This window comes from Pedobacter planticolens (assembly GCF_014172375.1).
GTDB lineage: Bacteria > Bacteroidota > Bacteroidia > Sphingobacteriales > Sphingobacteriaceae > Pedobacter > Pedobacter planticolens.
On sequence record NZ_WNXD01000001.1, the window covers coordinates 1392486 to 1405954 of the forward strand.

The following is a 13469-nucleotide window of genomic DNA, read 5'->3' on the forward strand; positions in this document are numbered from 1 at the left end:
ATGAATAAAAATAATTACGCATTAATTATGGCTGGCGGTGTTGGTAGCCGTTTTTGGCCAGTTAGCAGAACAGAATATCCAAAACAGTTTATAGATTTTTTCGGCGTAGGTAAAACGCTTATTCAAAGTACATATGATAGATTTTTACAGATCTGTCCGCCAGAAAATATCTTTATTGTAACCAATGAAATTTATGTTGATTTAATTAAAGAACAATTACCTCAACTCAATGAAAATCAAATTTTAGCTGAGCCAATTATGCGTAATACAGCACCTTGTATTGCTTATGGCTCAATGAAAATTGCTAAAATTAATTCAAGTGCGGTTATTGTAGTTGCACCATCCGATCATACGATTGCTAATCAAAATGGCTTTATACAAGCTATTGAGCAATCTATAGAAGCAGCGGAAAAAAATAACAGCTTAATTACTTTAGGAATTAAACCAAATAGACCAGATACTGGTTATGGTTACATTCAGTATATAAATGAGGTTTTAAAAACTGATGACGGCATACATAAAGTGAAAACTTTTACAGAAAAACCAAACTTAGAACTCGCTCAATCTTTTATTAAAAGTGGCGATTTTCTATGGAATGCTGGGATTTTTATCTGGTCTGCTAAAGCAATTAATCATGCTTTTGAAAAACATTTGCCAGATATGCATGAGATTTTTCAGCAAGGAAATTCGTTTTACAGCACCGCTAATGAAGCAGAATTTATTGCGAACGCTTATTTGCAATGCACTAATATTTCTATTGATTTTGCCATAATGGAAAAAGCCGATAATGTTTATGTTCTTCCGGCAGATTTTGGCTGGTCGGATCTTGGAACTTGGGCTTCCATTTACGAAATGGCTGAAAAAGATTATGTTGGTAATGCGGTTATTCCTTCTGATCAGGTAATGATGTTCGATTCTTCTAACTGCATGGTAAATGTACCAGGTGAAAAATTAGTAATCTTGCAAAGTTTGCACAATTATATTGTTGTAGAATCAAATAATACACTATTAATTTGTCCCCGCTCTGAAGAGCAAAATGTGAAAAACATTGTTGCAGACGTAAAAGCCAAATTCGGAAGTAAGTTTATCTAGAAGATTTTTTTGAAAAGCTAATGACGTGGAAATAGGTTAATTCAGTCCCGCCATCCGCTACAATTCCCAATGAAAAATCGGGATATTTTCGCTGCTGTCGGGTTTATTTTACGCAGTTTTATGCAATTATTTAGGTTTTACTTCCACAAGTTTAAGTTAAATAGCCCAGATTGAAGCGATATCCTTTTTGTAATGCTGAGCTTGTCGAAGCACAAAAAGATTTAGCGAAAAGCTGGACGAACTTTAAAAATAGCATTGGTATTTCGCTTCAAATAAAACTAGATAGTTCTCTGTCTAACAGCTTCATACAAAATAACACCCGCAGAAACAGAAACATTTAGCGATTCGATTTTTCCCGCCATTGGTATTTTAGCTAAATGATTTGCAACTCTTAACAAGTCGTTAGATATTCCTTCATCTTCCGAACCCATTACAATTGCAGTTGGCATGGTATAATCTGGAACATAAATTAAATCATTCGTTTTTTCGGTACACGCCACGATTTGCAAACCACTATCTTGTAAAAACAAGCAGATTTTACGCAAATTATCATGTCTACAAATTGGAATACTAAACAAAGCACCAGCAGATGTTTTTATGGCATCGGCATTAATTTGAGCAGCATTTTTTAACGGAACAACAATAGCATGAACGCCAACACAAGCGGCCGTACGAGCAATTGCACCCATGTTACGTACATCTGTTACGCTATCTAAAATTAAAATTAATGGTGTTTCTCCTTTTTCAAAAACTGATGGAATAATGTCTTCAATATTTTGATAAGTTATTGGAGAAATTACAGCAATAACACCTTGATGATTTTTTTGCGACATTCTATTCAATTTCTCAACTGGAACAGAATTTAAAGGGATTAATGTGCCATGAAGCAAGGTTTTTAGCTCTGTAAATAAATCTCCAGCTAAGCCACGTTGCAAATAAATGGTTTCAATATCTCGCCCAGCTTTAATCGCCTCAATTACAGCTCTTATACCAAAAACAAATTCATTATTTTCTTTTACGCGTTGTGGTCTTCTAAAATTATCCATACTTTTTAATCTGCTACAAAAGTAATTTAAATTAATTTCTATGGCGAATTGTTTAATCGCTTATTAACATTTAATTGTGTAGAAATAATATAAAGATGTTTAAACAATTAAAAAATGCAACAACTTAACTAACAGTCTGTTTAAAAAGATTTAAAAAATCAATCTTTCTTTTGTATATTTTTGTTGGTATGATTACCGATAACGAACCTCAAGGGCAAGGAAAATTTTCAACTTCAGCACGAAAAAGCAGACTTTCTACTTCTATGAACACGATGGGCAAAATACCGCCACAAGCAATAGATTTAGAAGAAGCTGTTTTAGGTGCTTTGATGTTGGAAAAAGATGCCTTATCAACCGTTATTGATATTTTAAAACCTGAAGTATTTTACGCAGAAGCACATAAAAAAATATTTGAAGCTATTCAACAATTGTTTCAAAAATCTAAACCTGTTGATATTTTAACAGTTACTTCAGAAATGCGCCAACAAGGCACTTTAGAGATAGTTGGTGGTGCGTATTACATTACTAATTTAACTAATCGTGTAGCTTCGGCAGCAAATATTGAGTACCATGCTCGTATTATTTCTCAAAAATATATCCAACGTGAGTTGATTAGAATATCGACTGAGATTATTACAAATGCATACGAAGACACAACAGATATTTTCGATCTATTAGATCACGCTGAAAAGAATTTGTTCGATATCGCCCAAAATAATTTGCGTAGAGATACGCAGAAAATGGACGAAATTATTAAACAATCTTTAGCTACGCTTGAAGAATTACGCACAAAAACTGATGGTTTAACTGGTGTTCCATCTGGATTTACGGATTTAGATAGAATTACTGGCGGTTGGCAAAAATCTGATTTGGTAATTATTGCGGCTAGACCAGCAATGGGTAAAACCGCTTTTGTATTGACTTGTGCTCGTAATGCTGCTGTTGATTTTAAAAAACCTGTTGTAGTTTTCTCACTTGAAATGTCATCAGTTCAGTTGGTTAATCGTCTAATATCTGGTGAAACCGAAATTGAGCAAGAGAAAATAAGAAAAGGAAATTTAGCAGAATGGGAATGGCAACAATTGCATAGTAAAATTGGAACTTTAACCGAAGCTCCACTCCTAATTGACGATACCCCTGCTTTAAATATTTTCGAGTTCAGAGCAAAATGCCGTCGTTTAAAATCGCAATACGATATACAAATGGTAATTGTCGATTATTTGCAGTTAATGCATGGTAAAGGAGAAGGTCAGAGCGGTGGTGGTAACCGTGAGCAAGAAATTGGTAGTATTTCACGAGCTTTAAAATCTGTTGCAAAAGAATTAGAAGTGCCTGTTTTAGCACTATCTCAATTAAGTAGAGCTGTAGAAAACAGACCTGGTCAAAATGGTAAGCGGCCGTTGTTATCAGATTTACGTGAATCTGGTTCAATTGAGCAAGATGCCGATATGGTATTGTTCTTATATCGTCCTGAATATTACGGAATTACAGAAGACGAAAATGGTCGTTCGCAAGCTGGAATTGGTGAAGTAATTATTGCAAAACACCGTAATGGTGAAACAGGAATTGTTCCACTTCGCTTTATTGGTAAATACGTGAAGTTTGCGGATTTGGAGGAAAACTTTATGCCACAAAATAGTTTTTCTTCAGAAAGCCAAATTATGCCATCACAAAATTTCGAAAAATCTTCAGGAAACGTAATTATCAGACCATCTAAAATGGATGATTTCTCCGATGAGGATGCGCCTTTTTAACTAAATTTTACCGCAAAGAATACTGAGAATTACGCAGAGAAAAGAAGTAAAAATTAGTCTTTGCGATTAGAAGTATCTTCTATAAGATACTAAATCAAAAAGCCTAAAACTATTCCTGCCAAAATAATAAATGGCGGACTTATTTTAGTAAAATTTAAGATTAAAAATGTTGATATTAAGATAGTTATAGGTAATAATTCAAATCCCATCGGTTTTATTAACAATATAAATGCTGCAATAATAAAACCAACACTTACTGCATTTATTCCAGCTAAAGAATACTTAATTCGGGTTATTTTTTTCAAATCATCCCAAAAAGGAACGATAAATAATACTAAAATTAATCCTGGTAAGTTAATGCCAAGAACAGCTAAGGCGCCACCAAGAACTTGCCCTGAAATGCCATATCCACCTTGTTTCATACTTAATGCACCAAGGTAACTTGTAAATGAAAATGTTGGCCCAGGTAAAACTTGTTGTACTGCAAAACCTGAAATAAAATCAGATTGCAATAAATAATGCTTCATTTCTACAAATTCGGTAAACATTAAGGGTACTAAAACTTGTCCGCCTCCGAATACGAAAATCCCGTTACGGTAAAAATTCTCGAACAACCTAATTGGCAAACTAAAAGGAGATGTTCTGTTGATAATTGCCCCTAACATTGCCATAAAAAGCAATACACCAATAAAATAAGATAGTTTTCTAGGATTGATATTCGCGAATAATCTTACCCTTATCTGCGCTTCATCTGTTGGTGTTCCAATTGCTGATGAAACCATTCCTCCTATTAAAATAGCCAAAGGAAATACATACGCGTTTCTTAAAACTAACGTGGCTACAACTGCACCAAACGCTAAAAAGATAGCTACTTCATTTACCAAAACTTTTCTACCTAAATTATATGCTCCATAAGCCACAATACCTAACGCAATTGGATGTATGAATTTTAAAATTTCAATAAAACGTTGTTTTTGATCAAGCATTGCATAGCTGATGGCGGCTAATGTCATAATCGCTGCCGATGGTATAATCCAAATTAAAAAGGTAAGAATAGCAAGTTTTAAACCACCTACTTTATAGCCAATGCCTACCAAAGTCTGTGTAGAAGCTGGACCCGGTAAAACTTGAGCTAGTGCATTTAACTCCAATAATTCTTCTTCGGAAATGAAGTGTGTATTTTTAACGAAGTATCTTAGCAAAAGAGAAATATGCGCTTGTGCACCACCAAAAGCGGTAAATGTAAAAAAAATTACATTCCTAATAAATAAGAGCTGTCTTTTTGCCAATGGATTTTTAATTAATCATCTTCATAATCTAAACCTGCTGCAGAATTGTATGCACCTTGCAATTCAGAAAGTGCATGCATATCTCTTTTCGCTCTAGCTGCTGCAATTCCTTTTTGATAAATCTCAATCGCTTTATCCTTTTGGGTATGTTTTTCATACAATTTACCTAAATGATAATAAGTTCCTATATAAGTCGGATGTTCATCAACGAGTTTCAAATAATAGGCAAATGCATTCTCAGTGTCATTTAATGAATTATATTCTGTAGCTAAAGCGTATAATATAAAGGGATCATTAGGTTCGTTGTTCAAAAATTCCAATAACTTGGCTAATCGTGTGTTTTGCATTTTAAATCCCTGCTTTTTTAATTAGATTTGCACAAAGAAAATTTAAAGAATCTATCGTTAGTAAAATAACTAAATTATAGGTTCATTACCTTTAAAAACAAATGTAAACGTATGAAAATATTAGTTTGTATCAGTAATGTGCCCGACACGACTACAAAAATAACTTTTACCAACGATAATACACAATTCAATACTGCTGGTGTGCAATTTATTGTAAATCCATATGATGAAATTGCATTATCAAGAGCAATTGAGTTATGTGAAGGTGGAAAAGGGACTGTTACGGTTATTAATGTGGGTGAAAGCGCTACTGAACCAACCATCAGAAAAGCATTGGCAATTGGAGCTGATGATGCAGTGAGAGTAAATGCAGTGCCAAGAGATGCATATTTTACAGCTTTTCAGATTGCAGAATATGCAAAAGCTAATGATTTTAACATGATTTTATGCGGAAGAGAATCTATCGATTACAATGGATCTCAAGTTGCTGCAATGATTGGTGAGTTTTTAGATATTCCGTCTATTTCTATTATTAAAAAATTAGATTTTGATGGTACAACCGCTACTATTGAAAGAGAAATTGAAGGTGGTAAAGAAGTGGTTTCGGTAACTGGTAAATTTGTTGCTAGTTGTGCAGAAGGAACTGCAGAGGCTAAAATCCCGAACATGAGAGGAATTATGTCTGCTAGAACAAAACCTTTAACAGTTGTAGAAGCTGTAGCCATTGAGGAATTAGGAAAAGTAACCAAATTTGAAACTCCTGCTCCTCGTGGTGCTGTTAAATTAATACCAGCAGAAAATGCAGAAGAATTAATCACTTTGTTGCATACTGAAGCTAAAGTAATATAGCCCCTAAAGGGAACTTGGATAATCAAAATATGTAAAATCTTCCCATTAGGGATTAGAAATAAAAATATATGTCAGTATTAGTATATGTAGAACAAGCCGATGGTAAATTTAAGAAATCTGTTTTTGAAGCAGTTTCTTATGCAAAAGCTATCGCCGATAATCAAAATACAAACCTAACCGCAATTTCTATTGGTAATGTTTCCGAAAGTGAATTGAAGGAATTAGGTAAATATGGTGCATCTAAAGTATTAAATGTTGCAGCAGATCAACTAAAAAACTTTGTAAATCAAGCGTATGCATCAGTAATTGCTGAAGCAGCAAAAAAAGAAAATGCAAATCTTATTGTTTTATCTAACTCTTTTTCGGGCAAAGGATTAGCACCTCGTATTGCAGTAAAACTTAAGGCAGGTTTAGTAGATGGAGCTGTTGAAATACCAAGTTTTGCTGGTGGATTTTCTGTTAAGAAAACCGCTTTCTCTGGTAAGGCTTTCGCAGTTACTTCTTTAACATCTGATAACAAAGTAATTGCTTTAAATCCAAATGCTTTTGGTGTAAAGGAAAAAGCTACTGATGCGGCAATTGAGAATTTCAGTCCAGAAATTAAGGCTACAGATTTAACTGCAATTGTTAAAGAAATTGTAAGAGCAACCAATAAAATCTCTTTACCAGATGCAGAATTGGTAGTTTCTGCTGGTAGAGGTTTAAAAGGGCCAGAAAACTGGGGAATGATTGAAGAGCTAGCTGAACTTTTAGGTGCAGCAACTGCATGTTCTAAACCAGTTTCTGATGCAGATTGGAGACCACATTCTGAACACGTTGGTCAAACAGGAATTGCAATTAGCCCTAATTTATATATTGCTATCGGTATTTCTGGCGCAATTCAGCATTTAGCTGGAGTAAGTTCATCAAAAGTAATTGTAGTAATTAATAAAGATCCAGAAGCCCCTTTCTTTAAAGTGGCAGATTATGGTATTGTTGGTGATGCATTTGAAGTTGTTCCAAAAATAATTGCTGCTTTAAAAGCACATAAAGGATAAATTTTTATAAACCTTACAGGTTTTGAAACCTGTAAGGTTTTAATTTATATGAAAAAAGTAAAACTCGATATAGTAGGCTTATCGTATAGCCAAACCCAATCAGGCGCTTATGCACTTGTTCTTGGTGAAGTAAATGGCCGTAGACGCTTACCAATTATTATTGGTGCGTTTGAAGCTCAAGCTATTGCGATAGAAATTGAAAAGATGACTCCTACCCGTCCATTAACACATGATCTTTTTAAAACATTTGCGCAAACCTACCATATCGAAATTTTAGAAATCATTATTTACAACTTAGTTGATGGCGTTTTCTTTGCCAAATTAATTTGTACTGATGGTCAAACTACTCAAGAAATTGATGCTCGTACTTCCGATGCCATTGCGTTGGCTGTACGATTTAATGCCACAATTTATACTTACGAATTCATCTTATCTTCTGCCGGAATAGTAATTGAAGGCAATGATTTTCTGTTTTTAGAAAATATCGATTCTATTGCAAAAGAACATAGTTCTGAAGATATGCAGACTTCTATTCCAGTTTCTGGTTACCAATCTTTAACTGATGAAGAATTACAACAAAAATTAGAAGAAGCATTAGCTGAAGAAGCTTATGAAAAAGCAGCTCGTATTAGAGATGAGCTGAATAAAAGAAATTCTAGCTAATAATTTTCAGCAAATATTTTAAAAAATAGGTACTTTCCTTCTCTTTCCACAATTTCATACTATGTATAGTTATTGTTTCAAAATAATTATAACTTACGGCTTTAATCCTCTTGAGGACAACAGAAGTTATAATTAATTGCCGAAAAAACCTAAAACCAAACTTATATGAATATCAAGTTTCGCTTAACCATCATGAGTTTCATGCAATTTTTTGTGTGGGGTGCATGGCTTATTACAATTGCTAATTATTGGTTTGGTACTAAACAATGGGATGGAGCACAATTCGGCTTAATTTTCGCAACTATGGGTTTTGCATCTCTATTTATGCCAACTATTACCGGAATAATAGCAGATAAGTGGATAAATGCTGAAAAATTGTATGGAATACTTCATATCCTATATGCAGCCACACTTTTTTATATCCCCCAAGTAGAAACTCCTACTGAATTTTTCTGGGTTATATTTTTAGCAATGTGCTTTTATATGCCGACAATTTCACTAAGCAATTCTATTTCTTATACCACCTTAAAGTCTGGCAATTTAGATGTCGTTAAAAATTTTCCTCCCATTAGAGTTTGGGGCACAGTAGGTTTTATAGCAGCCATGTGGATTACCAATTTAACAGGAAGTAAAGCAAATGCAAATCAATTTTATATTGCTGGTATTTCTGCTTTGGGACTTGGTCTTTATGCATTCTCTTTACCTAAATGTCCACCTTCTAAATTATTGGAAGAAAAATCTACTTTATCTCAAAAATTTGGACTAGATGCTTTTAAGCTATTTGCCGATTATAAAATGGCCTTGTTTTTTGTATTTTCTATGTTTTTAGGTGGAGCTTTACAATTAACAAATGCTTATGGTGATGTATTTTTAGATGAATTTAAGTTGTTTCCAATTTACGCTGAATCATTTGTAATTAAATACTCAACTATCATCATGTCTATTTCTCAGGTATCTGAGACTCTATTTATTCTGGCTATTCCATTCTTTTTAAAACGATTTGGAATTAAAAGAGTAATGGTTATTGCCATGTTAGCATGGGTTTTCCGCTTCGGTTTATTTGCTTATGGTGATCCAGCAGGAAACTTATGGATGATTATATTTTCGTGTGTTGTTTATGGAATGGCGTTTGATTTCTTTAACATTTCAGGATCTTTATTCGTAGAAACTTCTACTACAGCAAAAACACGTTCATCTGCTCAAGGCTTATTTATGATGATGACAAATGGATTTGGTGCAGTTTTAGGAAGTGTGGTTTCTGGCTGGATGATCCAAAAATATTTCACAAAAGCGTACACAAATATCCAATCGCTTGCCGAGCATGTTGGATCTACAGCAAATGATAAACACTTACTCAAATTTTTAGGTGATAAAGGAATAAATGTATTAGAAAATGGAGATTTAAGTAGAGCATTAGATGTAAAAGATTGGCATAATATCTGGCTTTCTTTCACCATTTATGCATTAGTTATTACTGTACTTTTCATGATTTTCTTTAAACACAAGCATAATAGAGCTGAAGTAGAGGCAATAGAAGCAATCAGTCATCATTAAAAATTAAAAATTTCCCTTAGATAGATGTCATCCGTAAAACATAGAAAAGAAAAAGATTGCCTTAATTGTGGCCATATAGTAGAAGAAAAATTTTGTACACATTGTGGACAAGAAAATATTGTTACCAAGGAAGATGCTTTTCACATGGTGACACATGCAATAGCAGATTATTTTCATTTTGAACATAAATTCTTCGGAACTATTGGGCCATTATTATTAAAACCTGGCAAACTAACCAAAGAATACGTTGCGGGGAAAAGAATGGCTTCCATCCACCCTATTCGTTTATATATTTTTATCAGTATTGTTTTCTTTTTAGTTATTCTTAGTGGTAATAAACCTGAAAAGGAAGAGGTCGAAGAAAAGAGTCCTACTTCGACAAACAAAACTCTTTCTCCTAAAGAAATTGACAGTTTGCAAGCAGAAAAGATTAAAGGTGTAGAAGAAGCGATGAAATATGTGCCAATAAAAGGTGCAGTAAGGGATAGCATCATAAGAGCAGCAAAAGAAGACATCAAAAAAGATAGCAGTAAAAGCAACACAGACATTAATTTATTAACTGGAAAGAAAAAGAGATGGAATAAAAGCTATTGGGTTACAAAAGATACTACTGTAGTTGAATATGAAAAACACCAACTGGCTTTACCAAAAGATAAAAGAGATGGATTTATTAAACATTACATTAATAAAAGAAGTTTAGAACTAAATCAATACCCAAATCCAGTAGAAAAATTAAAAGAAGATTTATTGCATAATATCCCAAAAATGATGTTTTTGCTACTTCCAATGTTTGCACTTATTTTAAAACTGGTTTATATTAATAAGAATAAATATTATTATGAGCATCTTATTTATTCATTTCATTTGCACTCGGCTATATTTTTAAGTGTGCTGGCAACTATTCTTTTGAAATGGCTATTTGGCTTTGTATATGATATTAGCGGTTGGCTGGCTTTCTTCTGTACGATTTATATTATTTGGTATATCTATCGCTCGTTAAGAACATTTTATGGCAGTACGAGATGGATAACTATCCTTAAAATATTTTTCCTAAGTTTTGCCTATACTATTGTATTTACATTTTGTTTCTTAATAATTATTGCGGTTAGCTTTGTAATGATTTAAAAAAATTGAGTTATAAAAAAGCCGATACTAACGAATTAGTATCGGCTTTTTTATTGGAATATTGTTTTAGTTATCTTTTGTTAATCTCTACAAAGTTCATATCTACATCACCAACATATACTTGACGAGGACGACCGATTGGTTCTTTGTTCTCATGCATTTCTTTCCATTGTGCAATCCATCCTGGTAAGCGACCTAAAGCAAATAGCACTGTAAACATATCCGTAGGGAAGCCTAATGCTCTGTAAATGATACCAGAATAAAAATCTACGTTTGGATATAACTTACGGTCTATAAAATAAGGATCACTTAATGCTGCTTCTTCTAGTTTTTTAGCAATCTCTAATACTGGATCATTAATACCTAATTTTTCTAAAATATCATCGCAAGCTTTTTTAATAATTTTAGCTCTTGGATCGAAGTTTTTATACACACGGTGACCAAATCCCATCATACGGAATGGATCATTTTTATCTTTTGCTTTATTAATCCATTTTTCAGTATCGCCACCATCTTCTTTAATTAATTCAAGCATTTCGATAACAGCCTGATTAGCGCCACCATGCAGTGGACCCCATAAAGCAGAAATACCAGCAGAAACTGATGCATATAAATTACAATCTGAAGAACCTACCATTCTCACTGTAGAAGCTGAACAGTTCTGCTCATGATCTGCGTGTAGAATTAACAATGTATTCATTGCACTCACTACAACAGGGTCAATTTCAATTTCTTCTGTACGTTGACCAAAAATCATATTCATGAAATTGGTTACATAATCGTATTTATTTTTAGGATAGATAAGTGGATGTCCTAATGATTTTTTATAAATAAAAGATACAATCGTAGGGAATTTAGCCAGCAATTTAATCATCGTTAAATTCATTTCTTCTTTTGAAGAATTTGCATTTAATGATTCTGGATAAAATGTAGATAAAGAACAAACTAACGAAGCCAATTGTGCCATTGGATGAGATTTAGAAGGATAACCATCTAAAAATTTCTTCATATCCTCATGAATTAGCGTATGTCTGCTAATTTCATTTTGAAAACTTTCTAATTCTTCTTCTTTTGGTAGTACGCCATATATCAACAAGTAAACAACTTCTAAAAAAGTAGATTTCTCTGCTAATTGTTCAATAGGATAACCGCGATACTTTAAAACACCCAATTCTCCATCTAAAAAAGTAATCGCACTTTTTGTAGATCCTGTATTTTTATAGCCTAAATCTAGTGTAATATGACCTGTAAGATCTCTTAATTTTGAAATATCGATGGCTTTCTCACCTTCTGTTCCAGTAATAACTGGAAACTCATACGTTTTACCGCCTATCTTAATTTCTGCAATATCTGACATATATTTTATAATTTATATAATAACAAAAATAGTTAATCTGTTTCTAAAATTCGACTTTTAAACCTAACAATGCTGTTAAATTGATGTTAATTCTTGGCAAAAAACACATCAATATTAGCTTTTAAAATTATTTGGCTTTAATTTCCTCAACAACCGCACCGCACTCCATCATTTCGCTTCCATAATATGGATTTTGAATTTTCTTCTCTGAAGCCAACCAATCACCGCCATCACCTTTGTTAGCCATTGGACAATGTTGAATAAATATAGTTCCTGAACTTAGTTCTGCATGTTTAAACAATGCAATGACATCAGAACTCAATGCGGTAAATTCTTTACGCTGTGTTACAATATCTTTAGCATTTTCGATTTTATGAGCCGTAACAGCAGTATTTTCGCAACCACTATAGGTTATAAGTTCGGCCGCTAAAGCTTTTGAAGCAGTTTGTGCATCTGTTAATTTTGAAGCTACCAAAGCATCTTTTAAATTAATATAACTACTATAGATACTTTGTAATTTTGCATCTTTAAAGTTAATGTTTGTGGCGGCAACTACTTCTGTTTTATGAGTAGTACTATCTTTAGACTCGGTAGATTTGTTTGAAGTATTAGTGCAAGCCATCAATACTGATAAAGCTGCAACTCCAAAATATTGTTTTGTTTTCATTTGTATTTGGTTCTTTTATTGGCTAATTCTTTATAATTAACCAGATAATTTCATAGATTTTGTTTTTTGCTCAAAATAGCATTTATAATTTTAAAATAACAAAAAAAGCCCTCGAAATTCGAGGGCTTTTAAAGAAAATTAGATTTTAATTATAATTTAAAACCGTAAGCTAAACGTATACCAGCATAACCTATGCTACCATTGTTTGAATATCCTTCATATTTAGCAGCTAAATCTAAACCATTACTCCATGAATAACCAATAGCTGGAGAATAAACAAAAGAAGTTCCAGTATTATCACCTACTGAAAATGCCGCCCCTGCCTCTGCCAATCCATAAGCTCCAGAACCAGAATCGTTAAAGAAATATTTTAGCCCAGCTTTAACAGGAATAAAACCAAAATTTAAATCTGTATCTTTAATTGCAATATTTGTATAACCTGCTGTTATTGGCACAGATAATTGCTTATCGATATCAAATTGATAACGTAAATCACCACCTATTGCAAGACCAGTCCCACTAGAAGTTCCAGCACCTACATTTAACCCAATACCGAATTTCGGAGATTGTGCCTTAACATTAACTGAGAAAAATAAAGCTACTACAGCTACTGCAGAAGCTAAGAGTTTTGTAGAGTTTTTCATTTTTTAAAATACTTTGGTTAAGTTTAATTGTAATCAGGCTTTATT

Annotated in this window: 13 protein-coding genes; 7 read left to right on the forward strand and 6 right to left on the reverse strand. The window is 33.2% G+C overall.

The genetic code is table 11. From position 1 onward, the window contains the following. Nucleotides 1–1092: a mannose-1-phosphate guanylyltransferase gene (locus GM921_RS05680; protein WP_182921627.1), complete on the forward strand. Its 1092-nt coding sequence runs from the start codon at nt 1–3 to the stop codon at nt 1090–1092. Between the two features lie 278 nt (nt 1093–1370). On the opposite strand, the gene rlmB is transcribed toward GM921_RS05680, so the two are convergent. Then, a complete protein-coding gene (gene rlmB, locus GM921_RS05685) occupies nt 1371–2138 on the reverse strand; it encodes a 23S rRNA (guanosine(2251)-2'-O)-methyltransferase RlmB (RefSeq protein WP_182921628.1) in 768 nt (255 codons plus the stop codon). A 188-nt stretch (nt 2139–2326) separates the two neighbouring features. Between rlmB and dnaB the strand changes: the two genes are divergently transcribed. Beyond that, nucleotides 2327–3892: a replicative DNA helicase gene (gene dnaB / locus GM921_RS05690; protein WP_182921629.1), complete on the forward strand. Its 1566-nt coding sequence runs from the start codon at nt 2327–2329 to the stop codon at nt 3890–3892. Between the two features lie 89 nt (nt 3893–3981). On the opposite strand, the gene chrA is transcribed toward dnaB, so the two are convergent. Further along, nucleotides 3982–5181 carry a chromate efflux transporter gene (gene chrA / locus GM921_RS05695; protein WP_202985632.1) on the reverse strand — a complete coding sequence of 400 codons (1200 nt, stop codon included), beginning with the start codon at nt 5179–5181 and terminating at the stop codon, nt 3982–3984. An 11-nt stretch (nt 5182–5192) separates the two neighbouring features. After that, entirely contained in the window at nt 5193–5528 is a 336-nt protein-coding gene (locus tag GM921_RS05700) for a tetratricopeptide repeat protein (protein WP_182921630.1), read from the reverse strand. Between the two features lie 111 nt (nt 5529–5639). Here GM921_RS05700 and GM921_RS05705 point away from each other — a divergent pair, with 111 nt between their 5' ends. The 5 genes from GM921_RS05705 (at nt 5640) to GM921_RS05725 (ending at nt 10756) form a co-directional block, all read left to right on the forward strand. After that, the gene (locus GM921_RS05705) at nt 5640–6377 is read left to right on the forward strand and encodes an electron transfer flavoprotein subunit beta/FixA family protein (protein WP_182921631.1); all 738 of its coding nucleotides are present in this window, start codon (nt 5640–5642) and stop codon (nt 6375–6377) included. A gap of 68 nt (nt 6378–6445) precedes the next feature. Next, complete coding sequence (locus GM921_RS05710) at nt 6446–7414, forward strand: electron transfer flavoprotein subunit alpha/FixB family protein (RefSeq protein ID WP_182921632.1); 969 nt, start codon at nt 6446–6448, stop codon at nt 7412–7414. Nucleotides 7415–7462: 48 nt separating this feature from the next. Continuing rightward, the gene (locus GM921_RS05715) at nt 7463–8077 is read left to right on the forward strand and encodes a bifunctional nuclease family protein (RefSeq protein ID WP_182921633.1); all 615 of its coding nucleotides are present in this window, start codon (nt 7463–7465) and stop codon (nt 8075–8077) included. Between the two features lie 165 nt (nt 8078–8242). Then, nucleotides 8243–9631 (forward strand): nucleoside permease, encoded by a 1389-nt coding sequence (locus tag GM921_RS05720; protein ID WP_182921634.1) that lies wholly within the window; start codon nt 8243–8245, stop codon nt 9629–9631. Between the two features lie 24 nt (nt 9632–9655). Then, nucleotides 9656–10756 (forward strand): DUF3667 domain-containing protein, encoded by a 1101-nt coding sequence (locus tag GM921_RS05725; RefSeq protein WP_182921635.1) that lies wholly within the window; start codon nt 9656–9658, stop codon nt 10754–10756. 70 nt (nt 10757–10826) lie between these two features. On the opposite strand, the gene GM921_RS05730 is transcribed toward GM921_RS05725, so the two are convergent. From GM921_RS05730 to GM921_RS05740, 3 genes are all read right to left on the reverse strand, one after another. Continuing rightward, nucleotides 10827–12113: a citrate synthase gene (locus GM921_RS05730; protein ID WP_182921636.1), complete on the reverse strand. Its 1287-nt coding sequence runs from the start codon at nt 12111–12113 to the stop codon at nt 10827–10829. Between the two features lie 127 nt (nt 12114–12240). After that, the gene (locus tag GM921_RS05735; protein WP_182921637.1) at nt 12241–12780 is read right to left on the reverse strand and encodes a DUF3347 domain-containing protein; all 540 of its coding nucleotides are present in this window, start codon (nt 12778–12780) and stop codon (nt 12241–12243) included. Nucleotides 12781–12929: 149 nt separating this feature from the next. Then, entirely contained in the window at nt 12930–13424 is a 495-nt protein-coding gene (locus GM921_RS05740; protein WP_182921638.1) for a hypothetical protein, read from the reverse strand. Nucleotides 13425–13469 lie beyond the last annotated feature (45 nt).

Bases quoted from the DNA above. Each gene is read 5' to 3' on its own strand.
- dnaB (WP_182921629.1), top strand. From the start codon at position 2,327: ATGATTACCGATAACGAACCTCAAGGGCAAGGAAAATTTTCAACTTCA.
- GM921_RS05720 (WP_182921634.1), top strand. From the start codon at position 8,243: ATGAATATCAAGTTTCGCTTAACCATCATGAGTTTCATGCAATTTTTT.
- GM921_RS05680 (WP_182921627.1), top strand. From the start codon at position 1: ATGAATAAAAATAATTACGCATTAATTATGGCTGGCGGTGTTGGTAGC.
- GM921_RS05705 (WP_182921631.1), top strand. From the start codon at position 5,640: ATGAAAATATTAGTTTGTATCAGTAATGTGCCCGACACGACTACAAAA.
- GM921_RS05740 (WP_182921638.1), bottom strand. From the start codon at position 13,424: ATGAAAAACTCTACAAAACTCTTAGCTTCTGCAGTAGCTGTAGTAGCT.
- GM921_RS05735 (WP_182921637.1), bottom strand. From the start codon at position 12,780: ATGAAAACAAAACAATATTTTGGAGTTGCAGCTTTATCAGTATTGATG.
- GM921_RS05700 (WP_182921630.1), bottom strand. From the start codon at position 5,528: ATGCAAAACACACGATTAGCCAAGTTATTGGAATTTTTGAACAACGAA.
- rlmB (WP_182921628.1), bottom strand. From the start codon at position 2,138: ATGGATAATTTTAGAAGACCACAACGCGTAAAAGAAAATAATGAATTT.
- GM921_RS05710 (WP_182921632.1), top strand. From the start codon at position 6,446: ATGTCAGTATTAGTATATGTAGAACAAGCCGATGGTAAATTTAAGAAA.
- GM921_RS05730 (WP_182921636.1), bottom strand. From the start codon at position 12,113: ATGTCAGATATTGCAGAAATTAAGATAGGCGGTAAAACGTATGAGTTT.
- GM921_RS05715 (WP_182921633.1), top strand. From the start codon at position 7,463: ATGAAAAAAGTAAAACTCGATATAGTAGGCTTATCGTATAGCCAAACC.
- GM921_RS05725 (WP_182921635.1), top strand. From the start codon at position 9,656: ATGTCATCCGTAAAACATAGAAAAGAAAAAGATTGCCTTAATTGTGGC.